At 71.4% G+C, this 16,527-nt stretch carries 15 protein-coding genes and 1 pseudogene; 12 read left to right on the forward strand and 4 right to left on the reverse strand.

Annotated features, from left to right (window positions below):
• Nucleotides 1–791: pseudogene (locus KUM32_RS28445) on the forward strand (serine/threonine protein kinase); the annotation flags it as partial.
• Between the two features lie 166 nt (nt 792–957).
• On the opposite strand, the gene KUM32_RS28450 reads toward KUM32_RS28445, so the two are convergent.
• On the reverse strand, nt 958–1,716 hold the full coding sequence (locus KUM32_RS28450; protein WP_217144839.1) for an SLATT domain-containing protein: 759 nt from the start codon (nt 1,714–1,716) through the stop codon (nt 958–960).
• 256 nt (nt 1,717–1,972) lie between these two features.
• On the opposite strand from KUM32_RS28450, the gene KUM32_RS28455 reads away from it, so the two are divergent.
• The 3 genes from KUM32_RS28455 (at nt 1,973) to KUM32_RS28465 (ending at nt 3,659) form a co-directional block, all read left to right on the forward strand.
• Entirely contained in the window at nt 1,973–2,314 is a 342-nt protein-coding gene (locus tag KUM32_RS28455; RefSeq protein ID WP_217144840.1) for a YbaB/EbfC family nucleoid-associated protein, read from the forward strand.
• 93 nt (nt 2,315–2,407) lie between these two features.
• A complete protein-coding gene (gene recR, locus KUM32_RS28460; RefSeq protein ID WP_217144841.1) occupies nt 2,408–3,007 on the forward strand; it encodes a recombination mediator RecR in 600 nt (199 codons plus the stop codon).
• Entirely contained in the window at nt 3,000–3,659 is a 660-nt protein-coding gene (locus KUM32_RS28465; protein WP_217144842.1) for a DUF5063 domain-containing protein, read from the forward strand. The genes recR and KUM32_RS28465 overlap by 8 nt, the downstream gene beginning before the upstream one ends.
• A 163-nt stretch (nt 3,660–3,822) precedes the next feature.
• On the opposite strand, the gene KUM32_RS28470 is transcribed toward KUM32_RS28465, so the two are convergent.
• Complete coding sequence (locus KUM32_RS28470; protein ID WP_254406265.1) at nt 3,823–4,227, reverse strand: hypothetical protein; 405 nt, start codon at nt 4,225–4,227, stop codon at nt 3,823–3,825.
• A gap of 141 nt (nt 4,228–4,368) precedes the next feature.
• On the opposite strand from KUM32_RS28470, the gene KUM32_RS28475 reads away from it, so the two are divergent.
• The 3 genes from KUM32_RS28475 (at nt 4,369) to KUM32_RS28485 (ending at nt 5,962) form a co-directional block, all read left to right on the forward strand.
• On the forward strand, nt 4,369–5,124 hold the full coding sequence (locus KUM32_RS28475; protein WP_217144858.1) for a helix-turn-helix transcriptional regulator: 756 nt from the start codon (nt 4,369–4,371) through the stop codon (nt 5,122–5,124).
• Nucleotides 5,117–5,302: a DUF397 domain-containing protein gene (locus tag KUM32_RS28480; protein WP_217144844.1), complete on the forward strand. Its 186-nt coding sequence runs from the start codon at nt 5,117–5,119 to the stop codon at nt 5,300–5,302. The genes KUM32_RS28475 and KUM32_RS28480 overlap by 8 nt, the downstream gene beginning before the upstream one ends.
• Nucleotides 5,303–5,587: 285 nt before the next feature.
• The gene (locus tag KUM32_RS28485) at nt 5,588–5,962 is read left to right on the forward strand and encodes a hypothetical protein (protein ID WP_254406266.1); all 375 of its coding nucleotides are present in this window, start codon (nt 5,588–5,590) and stop codon (nt 5,960–5,962) included.
• Nucleotides 5,963–5,966: 4 nt separating this feature from the next.
• Here the strand turns inward: KUM32_RS28485 and KUM32_RS28490 are convergent, their stop codons facing one another.
• Complete coding sequence (locus KUM32_RS28490) at nt 5,967–8,159, reverse strand: VCBS repeat-containing protein (RefSeq protein ID WP_217144845.1); 2,193 nt, start codon at nt 8,157–8,159, stop codon at nt 5,967–5,969.
• A 316-nt stretch (nt 8,160–8,475) separates the two neighbouring features.
• Here KUM32_RS28490 and KUM32_RS28495 point away from each other — a divergent pair, with 316 nt between their 5' ends.
• From KUM32_RS28495 to KUM32_RS43910, 4 genes are all read left to right on the forward strand, one after another.
• On the forward strand, nt 8,476–9,753 hold the full coding sequence (locus KUM32_RS28495) for an aspartate kinase (RefSeq protein WP_217144846.1): 1,278 nt from the start codon (nt 8,476–8,478) through the stop codon (nt 9,751–9,753).
• Nucleotides 9,753–10,847: an aspartate-semialdehyde dehydrogenase gene (locus tag KUM32_RS28500; RefSeq protein ID WP_217144847.1), complete on the forward strand. Its 1,095-nt coding sequence runs from the start codon at nt 9,753–9,755 to the stop codon at nt 10,845–10,847. Before KUM32_RS28495 ends, KUM32_RS28500 begins: the two co-directional genes overlap by 1 nt.
• 481 nt (nt 10,848–11,328) lie before the next feature.
• Entirely contained in the window at nt 11,329–11,904 is a 576-nt protein-coding gene (locus tag KUM32_RS28505) for a SigE family RNA polymerase sigma factor (RefSeq protein WP_217144848.1), read from the forward strand.
• Complete coding sequence (locus KUM32_RS43910; protein ID WP_254406267.1) at nt 11,901–13,436, forward strand: hypothetical protein; 1,536 nt, start codon at nt 11,901–11,903, stop codon at nt 13,434–13,436. Before KUM32_RS28505 ends, KUM32_RS43910 begins: the two co-directional genes overlap by 4 nt.
• Nucleotides 13,437–13,490: 54 nt before the next feature.
• Here the strand turns inward: KUM32_RS43910 and KUM32_RS28515 are convergent, their stop codons facing one another.
• Complete coding sequence (locus tag KUM32_RS28515) at nt 13,491–14,375, reverse strand: SURF1 family protein (RefSeq protein ID WP_217144849.1); 885 nt, start codon at nt 14,373–14,375, stop codon at nt 13,491–13,493.
• Nucleotides 14,376–14,528: 153 nt separating this feature from the next.
• On the opposite strand from KUM32_RS28515, the gene KUM32_RS28520 reads away from it, so the two are divergent.
• The gene (locus KUM32_RS28520; protein ID WP_217144850.1) at nt 14,529–16,376 is read left to right on the forward strand and encodes a prolyl oligopeptidase family serine peptidase; all 1,848 of its coding nucleotides are present in this window, start codon (nt 14,529–14,531) and stop codon (nt 16,374–16,376) included.
• Nucleotides 16,377–16,527: the final 151 nt, after the last annotated feature.

Raw genomic sequence — 16,527 nt, forward strand, 5'->3', positions numbered from 1 at the left:
CCGCCGCCCCGGCCTGGCCCCCGGCCCCCGGTACGCAGGGGACGCAGGGGACGCCGCCTGCGTACCACCTGTACGGCGGCCCCGGTGCGACCACGCCGTACGGCGGGGGCCCGTACAGCGGGGGCCCGTACGGCGGGGGCCCGTACGGCGGGGGCCCGTACGGCGGGGGCCCGTATGGCGGGGGTGAACCCGAGCCGCCGCCCCGGAGGGGCCGCTCCACCGCGCTGCTGATCGTGGTCGCCCTCGTCGTCGCGCTGGGCGCCGGAGGCTCGGTCTACGCCCTGTTGAGCGGGGACGGTGACACCGGCCGGGCGAGTGACGACCCCACGCGCACCCCCACCGCCGGCGTGTCCCGGAACCCGGGCCCCACGACGGACGGCTCGGCCCCGACGACCGGGTCCGGCCGGCCGGCCACGCCCGCGCCGTCCACGCCCGAGGACGGCACGGTCCCGACGGCGTACCTCGGCACCTGGGCCACGACCATCGACAACGCGTCCGGCGTGCACACCCGGGAGCTGACCATCCGGCAGGGCGAGGTGGGTGACACGGTCCTGTCCCTCGTCGCCGACGGCCCCGCCGGGAGCGGCACCTACCACTGCGTCTTCGAGGCCGACCTGACCACCGCCCCGGGCCCCGACGGCCCCCTGCGTCTGGGCCCCTCCACGGTGACGGCCGGCCCACCCGCGTCCTGCACCCCGGGCGAACCCACGGTGGTCACCCTCCTGCCGAACGGCACCCTGGAACGCACGAACACGTCCACCGGCGAAGACCTGGCCTACACCCGCCAGTAACCACCCGGCCGCGCCTACGGAGCCGCGGGCAGTCGTGCCTCCCCCAGTGCCTGCGGCACCCCGCGGCGCCGGGCAGCGCGACCCGTTCCCGGCCGACACCCACGCCGCACGCCCGGGCAACCCCGGATCACATCACCCACCGCAGCCCACCGCGGCCCACCGCAGGTCACCGCGGCTCCGGCGGCCGCTGTCGCGGCATGTTCGGCCGAGCCCCGCTCGGCGGTACCGAGTACCGCCCCGGCCCCCCGGCCCCCGCTTCCGTCTCCGACCGTGCCCCACCCGACGCCACCGAGCGCAACCCCGACGGCGCCGACCCCGTCCGGAAGTCCACCATCCAGTCCGCCGTCTCGGCCCGAACCAGCTCCGTCACGTCCTCCGAGAACCGCCGCAGCACCGTCAGGCACCGCTCGGCCGCCTCGCTCGCCGTGCCGTCCGCCGGCCCCAGCACCTCCCGGACGCTCTCCGACGCCCAGTCGAACTGGAGGGCCTGGAGCCGCCGCTGCACCGCCTGAGCGGTCGCCACGTCCCTCATCCACCCGGACGTGACCCCGAAGTACCGGTCCCCGGCCACGCACGCCACCCCGAGCAGCAGCGCCAGGTACCCCCAGGGCGCGACGCCGCCGACCACTCCGGTCAGGTCCAGCAACGGCAGCGCGGCCCCGGCGACCGCCCCCGCGGCGGCCCCGCTCCGCAGCAGCCGTGCGCCCCGCCGCTTCCACACCCGGTCCGCCAGGTACCAGGCGGCCGTCTCCAGAGCGCCCCGCTCCACCCACCGGTACAGCTCGTCCAGCCGCTCGGCGGGCCGGGCCCAGTCGCCGAGCGGGAACGCCCGCCCGGTCAGGTCCCCCGGCCGCAGCCCGGCCGCCCCCTCGCCGCCCCGCCCGTCGTGCGGCGGCCCCTCGGGCTGCATCTCCGGCTGACCCACCCGCACTCCCTACTGATCACCGCCCGTGAAGACCTCAGAACGATCACGTGACGAGGCTGACACGCCGAACCCTCCCTCCTTCCTAGCGCCCAATGGGTGGCGAAGACCCGGCTTTGGACTCTTTTCCGCCCGGAAGAGGGCCTTGATCAGGTATAGGGCTCACCGCAGCTTCACCCGAAAGAGTGCTGGGGCACGGGCCGCGCGGACCACGTAGGCTCGTGCCGAACGGGAAAACCCGTAGCGATAGGAGCTGAACGTGATCCCCGGTGGTGGCCAGCCCAACATGCAGCAGCTGCTTCAGCAGGCCCAGAAGATGCAGCAGGACCTCGCCCAGGCCCAGGAGGAACTGGCGAGGACCGAGGTCGACGGGCAGGCGGGCGGCGGCCTGGTGAAGGCCACCGTCACCGGCTCCGGCGAGCTGCGCGGCCTCCGGATCGACCCCAAGGCGGTGGACCCGGAGGACACCGAGACCCTCGCCGACCTGATCGTCGCGGCGGTCCAGGCGGCCAACGAGAACGCGCAGAACCTCCAGCAGCAGAAGCTGGGCCCCCTCGCCCAGGGCCTGGGCGGCAGCGGCATCCCCGGCCTGCCGTTCTGAGTCGGCCTTTCCCAGGCTTTCCCAGGCTTTCTCAGACCGGCCGAAGCCCTCTACCGTACGTAGTGCACGAAGCTCAGGAAGGACGGCAGTCCGTTGTACGAAGGCGTGGTCCAGGACCTCATCGACGAGCTGGGGCGGCTGCCCGGCGTCGGTCCCAAGAGCGCGCAGCGGATCGCCTTCCACATCCTCCAGGCGGAACCGACCGACGTACGGCGGCTCGCCCAGGCCCTCATGGAAGTGAAGGCCAAGGTCCGCTTCTGCGCGACCTGCGGGAACGTCGCGCAGGAGGAGCAGTGCAACATCTGCCGCGACCCGCGCCGCGATCCGGCGGTCATCTGCGTCGTGGAGGAACCGAAGGACGTCGTGGCCATCGAGCGCACCCGCGAGTTCCGCGGCCGGTACCACGTGCTCGGTGGCGCGATCAGCCCGATCGACGGAGTCGGCCCCGACGACCTCCGCATCCGTGAACTGCTCGCCCGTCTGGCGGACGGCACCGTCACGGAACTCATCCTGGCCACGGACCCGAATCTGGAAGGCGAGGCCACGGCCACGTACCTCGCCCGCATGATCAAGCCCATGGGCCTCAAGGTCACCCGCCTGGCCAGCGGCCTCCCGGTGGGCGGCGACCTGGAATACGCGGACGAGGTGACCCTCGGCCGCGCCTTCGAGGGGAGACGACTCCTAGATGTCTGACGCCACGCTGCACGCGACCAACCAGAACCCCGACGACTTCGCGGTCCAGATCGCGGACCAGATCGAGAGCTTCCTGGTCGCCGTCACGGAGGTCGCCAAGGGCGACGAACCGGACTCGGCGGTCCCCTTCCTCCTCCTGGAGGTGTCCCAGCTCATGCTGGCCGGCGGCCGCCTGGGCGCCCACGAGGACATCGTCCCCGACGACCGCTACGAGCCCGATCCGGGGCCCGAGCTGGACGTGGACGACCTCCGCGAGAACCTGGCCCGCATCCTCGAGCCGATCGACGTCTACTCCGAGGTCTTCGACCCCTACGAACCTCGCAAGGCCCCGGTCCCGGCCCGTATCTCCGACGACCTGACCGACGTCATCACCGACCTCCGCCACGGCATGGCCCACTACAAGGCGGGTCGCACCACGGAGGCCCTGTGGTGGTGGCAGTTCTCCTACTTCTCCAACTGGGGCTCCACGGCCTCCGCGACCCTGCGGGCCCTCCAGTCGGTCGTCGCCCACGTCCGCCTGAACCAGCCCCTGGAGGAACTGGACGGCCTCGACACCGACCAGGACCTCGGCGACGAGGCCCTGGAAACGGAGGCCGGCCGCGTCATGGCCCAGGAAATCGCCGGCCCGCTGGGCCTCCGCCCGGTCAAGTGATGCGGTCCCGTTCCGGCGGGCTGGGGGCAGGTGCCGCGCTGAAAGCGTGAACAGATGGCGAGGAAGTGTCCCCGGGGTGCTCAGATGAGTGCTGTGAGGACAGTGGAGAGCCAGGTGTTCACGTTGTGCGGGTGGGGGTGCTGCTTGGGGACGCAGTGACTCCTCATCTCCCGGTTCCCAGTGCCGCAAGGAGTCTCGCCGCGCTCACGTACGGCGCGGTCGCCGTCGGCCCGCTGTACCAGCGCAGCGGCCACGTGTTGCCCTCCAACGCCGGGATGCCGACGTAGGTGACGGTCCGTGTCCGCCGTCCACCGCCCAACTGCTGGACACCACGCGGCCAGTCGTACGCCGAGATCTCCCCGGGTGCCAGCAGGAAGTACACCCACCGCCCCCCGCCCGCCTCGCACACGATGGGCCCCGCGTCCTCGTCCGTCGCCTCGACGAGCCAGTCGGCGACCAGCTCCCCATGGATTCCGTCGATCCGTACGGCGTCGAAGTGCACGCCCGCGACGTGCAGTTGGTGTCCGGCGACCGGGACCCACGCCGGGCGGTGAAGTGCGTTCGTCATGGTCACACGCTGCCGCCCTCGGCGCTACGCTCGGTAGCGACTGAGGCGATACACGCCGGGGTGTATCCATTGGAGGTGCGTGCCGTGTCCGGCCAGTACAACTCCCAGCCGCCCGCGGCCTGGCGCTACGGCGGCAACCAGATGAAACGCTGGCGCACGAAGGCCAATGTGAGCCGCGAGCAACTGGCGGAGGCGGCGAACTACTCGCCGGACACCATCAAGTCGATGGAGCAGGGCGTACGGATGCCGACGCCGCGCGTGCTCGACGTCGCCGACGAGCTGTGCCGGGCGGAAGGGCTGTTGAGCGCGGCGAAGGACTACCTCCAGCGGGAGAAGTTCCCGGCACGTGCGCAGGACTTCATGGAGCGAGAGAGGGAGGCGATCAGCCTCTACTGGTACGAACTCGCCCTGGTCCCCGGCTTGTTGCAGACGGAGCGCTATGCCCGGTCGCTGATCGAAAACCGGCACCCGCCGCTGGACCAGGAAACGGTGGAGCAGCGCATCGCGGCACGCATGGAGCGGCAGGACATCCTCACGGAGCGGAAGCCGCCGGTGTCCTTGAACTTCGTCCTGTACGAGGCTGTGCTGCGCAACCCTATGGTGGACGCCGAGCAAATGAACCGCCTGTTGGAAGCGTCGGTCCTCAGAAACGTCGTGCTCCAGGTGCTGCCGTTCGAACGTGTCATCAGCGACGCGATCATGGGGCCGATGGTGCTCCTGGAGTCGCCCGACCACGAGCGATGCGCCTTCACCGAGGGCCCGTTCGCCAGCGAACTGTCGACCGAACCGGGGGTTGTCAGTCGCGTGTCCGAGCGGCTTAGCATGATCCGCGCGCAGGCTCTCAGCCCGGCTGAGTCGGCCCGCTTCATCGAGGGGATGGTGGATCGCCGTGAGTGACCAGCGGAAGTGGTTCAAGTCCAGCTACAGCGACAATGAAGGCGGCGCCTGCCTCGAAGTCGCCCTCGCCCCCACCATCCACATCCGCGACTCCAAGACCGCACCGACCGGTCCCGAACTCCACGTCTCCGCCCCCGCCTGGTCGGCGTTCATCGCCGCAGTTCAGCCCGGAGCTTGAGCCCCGGGACCCGAGCTCTTCCCTGGGTTTTCCGGGCTGGTTGACATAACCAACCAACCAAGCTGGGACGTGAGTTGAGGTGGTGTACCTCGTAAGAGTGACGTTCCGTGATCAGCTTGCGCCGCTGAGTTAAGCCGCTCTAGGTTCGCGGCAAACGACCGGCACATGAGTCGGCCCCGGCGGTGCGCCAACACCAACTCCGGGGCCTGACCTACGGAACGAATCGAGACTTCGCCCGTGGCTTACGCCAACCCTAGCCCCGCCCTCCCCTCCCCGTCCCACCCCATGGCCCATTCGGGCTACGGGAAGCGCCCCGCAGGTGACGAAAGCCCGCACGCGGACCCGGACTTCGCACATCTGCTCCCGCGTGACGCCGAGGTCGCCGTCTTCATCGATCACCTCGACACCGGCCACGCCATGGGCCACAAGGTGCTCGCGGCGGAGCACCCCCGCTACGGCCAGCAGGCGATGCGCTCGTCACTGACCCGCATCACCGAGGCCGGCCACCTGCGCTGGATCAAGGAACACATCACCGTCGAGGACAACACCATGCGGTGGCGGGCCCTGCATTTCCAGGTCAAGCCGGTGCCTGACGGCAATCACAGCGGGATCTACATGGGACCGAGCCCGGCCCGAGGGTGTCCCCGGGCCGGTCCGTGACCGATCAGGAAACCGACGTGACGTTCTTCTGCGCCGGGAACAGGGTGGAGACCTTGCGAGGGGCGAAGGGAACGTGCCAGTCACCGGTGCCCGCGTAGAAGTAACTTGTGCCGTCGCTGCCGTAGGCGAACAGGTCGCTTTGCCCGTCCTGGTTGGCGTCGCCGATGCCGACGGTTTCCTGGTAGGCGTTCCAGCCGCCGCCGATGCGAGTGCGGGTGTCGAAGGTGCCGTCGCCCAAGCCGCGGTAATGCCACAGGACGCCGGCCTTGTCGCGGGCGACCAGGTCTCCGCCGGTGGCGCCGCCGATCGCGGTGAGCTGGTTGTAGATCTCCCAGCCTTCGCCGACCCAGGTACGGCCGGCGAAGGGGGCACGCCAGTTGCCGGTGCCCTTGTAGAGCCACAGGACGCCGCTCTTGTCGGTGGCCAGGAGGTCGGGCTTGCCGTCATTGGTGAGGTCGCTGCCCGCGGCGATCTTGTCGTAGACGCCCCAGCCGCCGCCGATGCGGGTGCGGGTGTCGAAGGTGCCGTCAGTCTTGCCGAGGTAGAGCCAGAGCACGCCGTTCTTGTCGCGGGCGACCAGGTCGCACGTCGTGGCGCCGCCGAGGTTGGCGGCCGCTTCGATCCGGTCGTAGATGTTCCAGCCGCCGCCGACGAGGGCGCTACCGGTGCTCGTATGGTTCAGTACGCCGTCGGAGAAGTGCGAGTCCTCGCGCCACAGGTGGCCGGAAGAGTCCCGCGCCAGAAGATCCGGGCTGCCGTTGTCGTTGAAGTCGTGCGGAACGGTCCGTTTGCGGACCACCGTGAAGGTACCGGTCCGGGTCAGTACCGGGCCGATGCCGTTGATCGGCCGGGCCGAGACCTCCCATGTGTAGTCGCCGTTGTAGGCGCTCAAGGACCCTCGGTCGAGGTCGCCCATCCAGGCGATGCTGTACCTCCGTGACCGCCTGGGCCCCAAGGTGAACTCGGCGGTCTTTCCGGTGCGAACGTGCCGCAGGGTCACCTTCATCTCGGCATTGCCCCGCGACAAGTTCCAGACCATGGACGCAGAAGTGCCGTAGCTGAGGTCGATCACCGGGAGGATGGTGTACCGGCCGAGGGCGAGCTCGGTCGGCTCGCCGGTGCTCGCAACGAGTGTCGCGGTCGGGGCGGTGCCATCCGGGCCGGGGGCGACGCGGTAGATCCCCTCGCCCTTTGCGACAGTCCCGCCGCGGACGTAGAGCGTGCCGAAAGGAGATGTGTCCGCCGAGATGAGGTGGTCCAAGAGCTTGGCGGTGGTCCCGTCCTTGAGGCTGTAGGCGGTCAGGGCGTTCAGCGGGTCCGTCGTTTCGGCGGTGAGGCCGCCCTTCTTGCTGTAAGTCAGGTAGTCGCCCTGAAGGCCGATCTCGAAGTCCGAGGGCGAGGCGTCACCCACCGAAACTCGCTGGGTCTCCCCCGTGCCGCGATCGCGGACCACCACACTGGTATGCGTATCGTCGCGCTCGACCCAGGCGACATGAGTCGCGGAGAGAGCGACGTCACCGTTTTCGGCGGTCACGTCCCAGAGGTCGGGCTCCGTCACGGTGCCGGTGGTGACGTCCATCAGTCCCAGATGCCTGTCCGAGGCGCCGGTCACGTACTTGACCAGAGCATTCGTGGACGTGCTGTTCGTGACGATGTAGTTGCGCGCGCCGTCAGGGAGGCCGGTCACCGGTACTGTCGCGCCGTCCGTGGTGTGCATCCACAGTTCGGAGCCGGCCGGTGCGTCCCTGTTCGTGGTGAAGACGGCCTGGCCCGCGGCGCCGGCGTAGTCGACACCGTCGGTCGGCTCGGTGGGGACGCTCAGCACCGTCCGACCGGTGGCCAGGTCCCGCACCTCGACCGTGTGGTCGCCGATCACCGCCAGCAGGTCCCCGTGCCCGGTGGCCCGTACGGGGTCCTTACCCAGCTCGGTCACAGCCCCGTCCGAGGCCCGCACCCAGGACCTGGTGCCTGTGGCCAGATCCCTGACCACGTAGCCGGACGCGGTCACGCTTGTGAACTCCTGGCCGACCGGGAACGCCGCGACGGACTCGGCCGCAGCCTGCCGGGCCGTAGCGGAGCCCGGTGCCGGGGGCGCGGCCTGGGCCGGGGCGATCGTGCCGGTCAATCCGGCGGTGACGGCGAGAGCGGCGGTGACGGCGACGGCGAGTCGTCTGCGTGCCGGACGTGCGTGAGACAAAGCGGTGATCCTCCCCAAGACGTGGCGCACCGCGCGCCACGGGCGTCAGACTCACCACCGGTCCCAAGGGTTGCCCGTTCGACCGGCCGCTCCTTCCGCAGGTTCCACAGGGAGGGAAGCCACTTGTGAACGTGTGACTCGCCGCACTTTCCCGAGTGACCGGCCCCCACCTGGGCATGAGCCACCCCGAGCGACGGGCGGACGGAAGTCTCACCATGCGGTATCGCAGGGGGGAAATTCGGGCGCTCGATAGAATGAGCCGACCGCAGTACATATACGTACGTGCGGAAAGAGACGGATTGAGCGAGGAGCGCACGTGGGCCTTGTCGTGCAGAAGTACGGAGGCTCCTCCGTAGCCGATGCCGAGGGCATCAAGCGCGTCGCCAAGCGGATCGTGGAAGCGAAGAAGAACGGCAACCAGGTGGTCGCCGTCGTTTCCGCGATGGGCGACACGACGGACGAGCTGATCGATCTCGCCGAGCAGGTTTCCCCGATCCCTGCCGGGCGCGAGCTCGACATGCTGCTGACCGCCGGAGAGCGTATCTCCATGGCCCTGCTGGCCATGGCGATCAAAAACCTGGGTCACGAGGCCCAGTCGTTCACGGGCAGCCAGGCAGGTGTCATCACCGACTCGGTCCACAACAAAGCCCGGATCATCGACGTGACGCCGGGCCGCATCCGCACCTCGGTGGACGAGGGCAACATCGCCATCGTGGCCGGATTCCAGGGCGTCAGCCAGGACAGCAAGGACATCACCACGCTGGGGCGTGGCGGTTCCGACACCACGGCCGTCGCCCTCGCCGCCGCGCTCGACGCGGACGTCTGTGAGATCTACACCGACGTCGACGGCGTCTTCACCGCCGACCCGCGCGTGGTGAGCAAGGCGAAGAAGATCGACTGGATCTCCTTCGAGGACATGCTGGAGCTCGCGGCCTCCGGTTCCAAGGTGCTCCTCCATCGCTGTGTGGAGTACGCCCGCCGGTACAACATCCCGATCCACGTCCGCTCCAGCTTCAGTGGACTGCAGGGCACGTGGGTCAGCAGCGAGCCGATCAAGCAAGGGGAAAAGCACGTGGAGCAGGCCATGATCTCCGGTGTCGCGCACGACACCTCCGAGGCCAAGGTCACGGTCGTCGGTGTGCCGGACAAGCCGGGCGAGGCGGCCGCGATCTTCCGGGCGATCGCCGACGCCCAGGTCAACATCGACATGGTCGTGCAGAACGTGTCCGCCGCCTCCACGGGCCTGACGGACATCTCCTTCACCCTGCCCAAGAGCGAGGGACGCAAGGCCATCGACGCGCTGGAGAAGAACCGCTCCGGCATCGGCTTCGACTCCCTGCGCTACGACGACCAGATCGGGAAGATCTCGCTGGTGGGTGCGGGGATGAAGACCAACCCCGGGGTCACCGCCGACTTCTTCACCGCGCTCTCCGAGGCCGGCGTGAACATCGAGCTGATCTCGACCTCCGAGATCCGCATCTCGGTCGTCACCCGCAAGGACGACGTGAACGAGGCCGTGCGCGCCGTGCACACCGCCTTCGGGCTCGACTCCGACAGCGACGAGGCCGTCGTCTACGGAGGCACCGGGCGCTGATGTCCGACACCGGACGGGCCGACGGGTCCGCTCTCGCCGGGCGCGCCGGGCGGCCCACGCTCGCCGTCGTGGGAGCGACCGGTGCCGTCGGCTCGGTCATGCTCCAGATCCTGTCCCAGCACGCGGACGTCTGGGGCGACATCCGCCTGATCGCCTCACCGCGCTCGGCCGGCCGCAAGCTGGCCGTGCGCGGCGAGGAGGTCGAGGTGGTGGCGCTCACCGAGGAGGCCTTCGACGGGGTCGACGTCGCCATGTTCGACGTACCCGACGAGGTCTCCGCGCAGTGGGCGCCGGTCGCCGCCACCAAGGGCGTGGTGGTGGTCGACAACTCCGGCGCGTTCCGGATGGACCCGGACGTGCCGCTCGTCGTGCCCGAGGTCAATCCGCACGCGGTCCGGATGCGGCCGCGCGGGATCGTCGCCAACCCCGACTGCACGACGCTGTCCATGATCGTGGCCCTGGGCGCGCTGCACGCCGAGTTCGGGCTGCGCGAGCTGGTCGTCTCCTCGTACCAGGCGGTGAGCGGAGCCGGCCGGGACGGCGTGGAGACGCTGCGCCGGCAGCTGTCCCTGGTGGCCGGTACGGAGCTGGGGACCAGCCCCGGTGACGTGCGGCGGGCCGTCGGTGACGACACCGGGCCGTTCCCGGAGCCGGTCGCGCTGAACGTCGTACCGTGGGCCGGTTCGTTGCGGGAGGACGGCTGGTCGTCGGAGGAGATGAAGGTGCGGGACGAGTCCCGCAAGATCCTCGGGCTGCCGCGGCTTCCGGTAGCCGTGACGTGCGTACGGGTGCCGGTGGTCACCACGCACTCCCTGACCGTCCACGCCCGCTTCGAGGGCGAGGTGACGGTCGACAAGGCGCGGGAGATCCTGGCCACCGCGCCCGGCGTCGTCCTCTTCGACAACCCGGCCGCCGGGGAGTTCCCGACCCCCGCCGACGTGGTCGGCACCGACCCGACCTGGGTGGGCCGGGTACGGCGGGCGCTGGACGACCCGACGGCGCTCGAACTCTTCGTCTGCGGGGACAACCTGCGCAAGGGCGCCGCGCTGAACACCGCGCAGATCGCGGAGCTGGTGGCGGCCGAATTCGGCTGAACCCGGTCACGGAACGAAAACGCCCTGGCCACTGTGGGGTTCCTTTGTAAGATCCGTGAACGAGATGTGATTCGGAAGTCAGTCCGGACCACTTGTACCGGGCACCCGTGGCATCAGAGGATTTCCTCCCCGCCCTCCGCAACCGTGCGCAGGGCGGGGAGCGTCTTTGCGGTCACCTCTTCGGGGCGCGGGGCCGCGGGTCGGCGTGGGGACGCCGACGGCGGGCGTGGGGACGCCCGTTCACATGGACATAAGGGAAGAGCGGGACGATGAGGGCCTATGACGCATTGTCGGTCGGGTGGCTGCCCGGCAGACGCGGGAACGTGACGCCCGGCACGTACAACCCTCACGGGGGTGGGCGTGTCCAACTGGCGTGGCAGAGGTACTCGAATTCACCGCGGCGACGCGCGGCACCGCTCTGCGGCCGCCCGTCCGGCCCGTCCGGCCTGTCCGCCCCCGTGTGGCCGGTCCGGCCGGTGGCATGCCGGTGATCGCGCCCATGCCCGCAGCGCGGCCGGCCCGCATACCGAACCAGCGCGACGGCGCTGAGGACGCCGTGGCGGCGGGCACGACCGTCGACCACCTCACCGAGACGTACCGGGCGCACTACCGGTCGCTGCTCGGCCTCGCCGCCCTGCTCCTGGACGACACCGCCTCCTGCGAGGACGTCGTCCAGGAGGCGTTCATCCGCGTCCACTCGGCGCGCAAACGCGTCCGTGACCCCGAGAAGACGCTGGCGTACCTGCGGCAGACCGTCGTCAACCTCTCGCGCTCGGCGTTGCGCCGCCGCATCCTCGGTCTCAAGCTGCTCTCCAAGCCCATGCCGGACATGGCGAGTGCGGAGGAGGGGGCCTACGACCAGTTGGAGCGGGACTCCCTGATCAAGGCCATGAAGGGGCTCCAGCGCCGCCAGCGCGAGGTCCTGGTCCTGCGCTACTTCGCCGACATGACCGAGGCCCAGGTCGCCGAGACGCTCGGCATATCCCTGGGCTCGGTCAAGGCGTACGGGTCGCGCGGCATCGCGGCGCTCAGGGTGGCCATGGAGGCACCGGCATGAGCGACGCCGACCAGGCGCGGCGCGAGGTCCCGACCGGGCCCACCGGGCAAGAACCGCCGAAGCACACGCACGCTGGGAAGGGAACTGTGAACCACGGCCCCGCCGACCAGGGCCCCGACACCGAGGCCCCCGACACAGAGGGTTCCGATACTCAGGGCCCCGCCACCGAGGGCCCTGACACTCCGGGCTCGGAGACCGAGGGCCCCGACACTCCGGGCTCCGGCGCCGAGGGTCCCGACGCTCCGGGCTCCGAGACCGAGGGCCCGGACACTCCGGGCTCCGGCAGCGAGGGTCCGGACACTCCGGGCTCCGGCAGCGAGGGCCCCGGTGTTCAGGGCCGAGCCGTTCCGGGCTCCGCCACCCCGGCTTCCGCCGCCGAGGGGACCGTCACGCGAAGGCGCGGCGCTGAGGGCCCCGCCACCCTGGCTTTCGCCGCCGAAGGCCCCGCCGCGCAGGCCCTCGTCGCCCCGGCCTCCGTCACCCCGGCCCCGCCCGCCCAGGGGCTCCCCGGGCTCGACACCGACGAGCTGGCCCTGCGCAGGATGCTGCGCGACGCGGTCCAGGACGTGGAGCCGAAGGACGGCACCCTGGACCACCTGCGGCGTGCCGTACCCGCACGGCGGGCCCGTAAGCGGCAGGCCGCCGTCGGCATGGCGGCCGCCGCCCTCTTCATCGGCACCGCCGTCCCGGCCCTCATGCACGTCTCCGACTCCGTCGGCCCGGGTGCCGACCCGTCCGTCGCCGGCCACGCCTCGCAGGCGCAGGGCGGCACCTCCCAGGGCAAGGACCCCGCCGGCGGCCAGAGCGGCATCGCCGGCTCCGCGGGCGCGTCCGAGGGCGAGGACAAGGCCACCCCCGAGAAGAAGCCCCAGGACGAGGAGAGCGGCGCCGTGACGGGCACGGCCCCCGGCGCCGACCCCTCCGCCAGTGCCGTCCCCGACGTCACCACATGTACGGCGAAGCAGCTCGGCCCGGCCGTCGTGAGCAGCGCCGCGCCCGACTCCACGGGCGTGGTCTACGGCTCCTTCAGCGTCACCAACGTCTCCTCGGACGGCTGCACCGTGGTCGGCGCCGGCAGTGTGGTCGCCACCCCGCAGGGAGCGGCGGACCCCACCAAGATCGGCACCGCCCGGCACGCGGCCGGGGACGCCGCGGCCGGACTGCCCGACCCGTCCCTGGAGGTCACCTCGCTGACCCTGGCGCCGGGCTCCGCGTACGAGGTGCGGTTCGCGTGGGTGCCCTCGGAGACCTGTCCCACCACGGGCGGCAGCACGGGCGGAACGACGGGGGGCGACACCGGCGGTCCCTCGCCCGACCCCTCGCCCACCGGTGAGACCCCCGCCACGGACGGCACCACGGACAGCGGCGACGCCGGCACCACGACCCAGCTCGTCACCGAGGACGCCCCGGCCGACGGGAGCGTGTCGGTGACGTACACCCCGGAGGGCGGCTCGGGTTCGGCGACGGCCACGGTGTCCGACGCGTGTGCGGGGACCGTGTACTGGACGGGTGTGCTGGCGGGGCAGGAGTAAGGCACCCGGCGTCGGGTGCGCCGGCGAGGACCGAGCTCCGTCGCGACGCGGGCGTCAGACGCCGGACGGGCTGGGACGCGGTTCCCGCTCGGCCCCGTCCCCGGCCTCCTCCTCGGTCCCGGTGTCCGGCTCGTCCCCGGCCTCCTCCTCGGTCCCGGTGGTCGGCTCGTCCCGGTCGTCCTGCGGGGCCAGCCCCAGTTCCGCGTCCCGGGCGAGTTCGACCTCGCGGCGCAGCAGCCGGAACCACATGAAGACCACGAAGCCCACGAAGGCGAACCACTCGGCGGTGTAGCCGAGGTTCTGGAACGCCTTCAGGTCCAGCCCCGTGTTCTGCGGCGCGCTCACGGGCACCGCCCGCATCCCGGAGTCGCCCTTGTCGAGCGTGACCCACGCGTCGTAGACGTCGTACGGCACCAGGTTCAGCAGCGTCGCCGCGTTGATCGCGCCGGTCTGGCCCTCCGGCCACCCCGAGCGCCCGCTGACGCCGTTGCTGCCGGGCGACTCGGCCGCCTGCAGCGCTCCGGTGACGGTGACCTCGCCGGTGGGCGGGGCCGGGGCCTTCGCCGGGTCGGGGTCGCCGGGCAGCCAGCCGCGCACGACGGGCAGCGCCCGGCCGGTGTCGGTGCGCAGCAGCGTGAGGACGTAGTAGCCGTGCCGGTCGTCCAGCTCCCGGTCGGGAACGAGCAACTGGTCGGCGTACCGGCCGGTCACGGTGGTCTGCTTGCCGACGGTCGCCTTGTCGACGGGCAGCAGGTCGGCCAGCGGCCGGGCCGGCTCCCGCCGGTCCGACGCGCTGTGGCTGGTCGCGGCCTCGTGGTCCTGGACGCGGTCCTCGAACCGGCCCAGCTGCCAGGAGCCCATGAAGATGCAGAAGGGGATGGCCAGGACGACGAAGACGTTGATCCCCCACCAACGGGGCGTCAGCAGAAACCGGTACACGCCCTCCACGGTACGGGGCGCACCCGCGTGATCCGGCCGCGGGGCTGTGGACGAGCACGGACGGGGGAAGGGCGAGGGGATGACCGGGGAAGTTTTCCACAGGCTGGGGATCCGGTCTGCGCGTCGTCGCCCCGGTCGGGGCAGTATGGGGCCATGACTGAGAGCAACGGGTCCGTGTCGTCGGACCAGCGGCGGGGACAGGACGGCCGACAGGGCGAGGGGATGCCGGACTGGGAGAAGCGGTTCCGGGCGCCGCGGGTCTCGCTGCCCGACTGGGCCGAGGACGCGCCGGACCGCTCCCTGTTCGTGTCGAACGCGACGGGGACCTACGAGCTGTACGCCTGGGACCGGTCGACCGGCACACAGCGCCAGGCGACCGACCGGCCCAACGGCACGACGGACGGAGTGCTCTCACCGGACGGGGACTGGATCTGGTGGTTCGACGACAAGGACGGCGACGAGTTCGGCGTCTGGCGCCGCCAGCCCTTCGCGGGTGGTGAGGACGAGCTCGCCGTCCCCGGCCTCGACCCCTCCTACCCGGCGGGCCTCGCCCTCGGCCGGGACGGGCGCACGGCGGTGATCGGCCGCTCGACCGACGAGGACGGTACGACGATCCACCTGGCGCGCGCGGGCGGGGCGCCGACGGAGATCTACCGGCACCGCGAGTCGGCGGGCGTCGGCGACATCTCGCACGACGGCACGCTGATCGCGATCGAGCACACCGAGCACGGTGACGCGATGCACTCCGCGCTGCGCGTCCTGCGCCCCGACGGCACGGTGGTCGCGGAGCTGGACGACACGAAGGGCGGCCAGGAGGAGCTGGGCCTGGAGGTGCTGGGCTTCGCGCCGGTCGACGGCGACACCCGCCTGCTCATCGGCCACCAGCGCCGGGGCCGCTGGGAGCCCCTGGTGTGGGACGTGGCGACGGGCGAGCAGAAGGACCTCGGCCTGGAGCTGCCCGGTGACGTGAGCGCCGAGTGGTACCCGGACGGCAGCGGACTGCTGATCGTGCACGGCTTCGAGGCCCGCAGCGAGCTGTTCCGCTACGACTTCGCCGAGCGCGAGCTGTCGGAGATCCCGACCCCCGCGGGCACGGTCTCCGGGGCGACGGCCCGCCCGGACGGCAGCGTGGAGTACCTGTGGTCGTCGGCCGCCGAGCCGTCGACGGTCCGCTCCACGTCCGGCCGGATCGTGCTGGACCCGCCGGGCATGAAGTCGCCGGGTTCGGTCCCGGTGGAGGACGTGTGGGTGGAGGGCCCGGGCGGCCGCATCCACGCCCTGGTCCAGAAGCCGGCCGGCGCCACCGGCCCGCTGCCGACGGTCTTCGACATCCACGGCGGCCCGACCTGGCACGACAGCGACGCCTTCGCGGCGGGCCCGGCCGCCTGGGTCGACCACGGGTACGCGGTGGTCCGCGTCAACTACCGGGGCTCCACGGGATACGGCCGTGCCTGGACCGACGCCCTGAAGCACCGGGTGGGTCTCATCGAGCTGGAGGACATCGCGGCGGTCCGGGAATGGGCGGTCACCTCGGGCCTCGCGGATCCCGACCGGCTGGTCCTCACCGGCGGCTCCTGGGGCGGTTACCTCACCCTCCTCGGCCTCGGCACCCAGCCCGAGGCCTGGACGCTGGGCATCGCCGCCGTCCCGGTCGCCGACTACGTCACCGCGTACCACGACGAGATGGAGGGCCTGAAGGCCCTGGACCGCACCCTCCTCGGCGGCACCCCCGAAGAGGTCCCCGACCGCTTCGAGGCGTCCTCCCCGCTGACCTACGTCGACCAGGTCAAGGCCCCGGTCTACATCTCGGCCGGCGTCAACGACCCGCGCTGCCCGATCCGCCAGGTCGAGAACTACGTCAAGCGCCTGGAGGCGAGGGGAGCGGTCCACGAGGTCTACCGCTACGACGCGGGGCACGGGTCACTGGTCGTGGACGAGCGCATCAAGCAGGTCCGTCTGGAACTGGACTTCGCGGCGAGGCACTTGCCGCCCACTCCGTAGCGGCCGACCCGGCGGCCCGGGAGGCGGGCGCGCTGACCGGAGACCGGCTCGGTCACCCGAGCCGGTCTCGGAGGCGGCGTCCCTGCACGTCCGCCCCCTGCACATCTGCCCCCCGCGCATCCGCCCCCCGCACACCCGTCCCCGGCACATC

This window comes from Streptomyces sp. AC627_RSS907 (genome assembly GCF_019049165.1).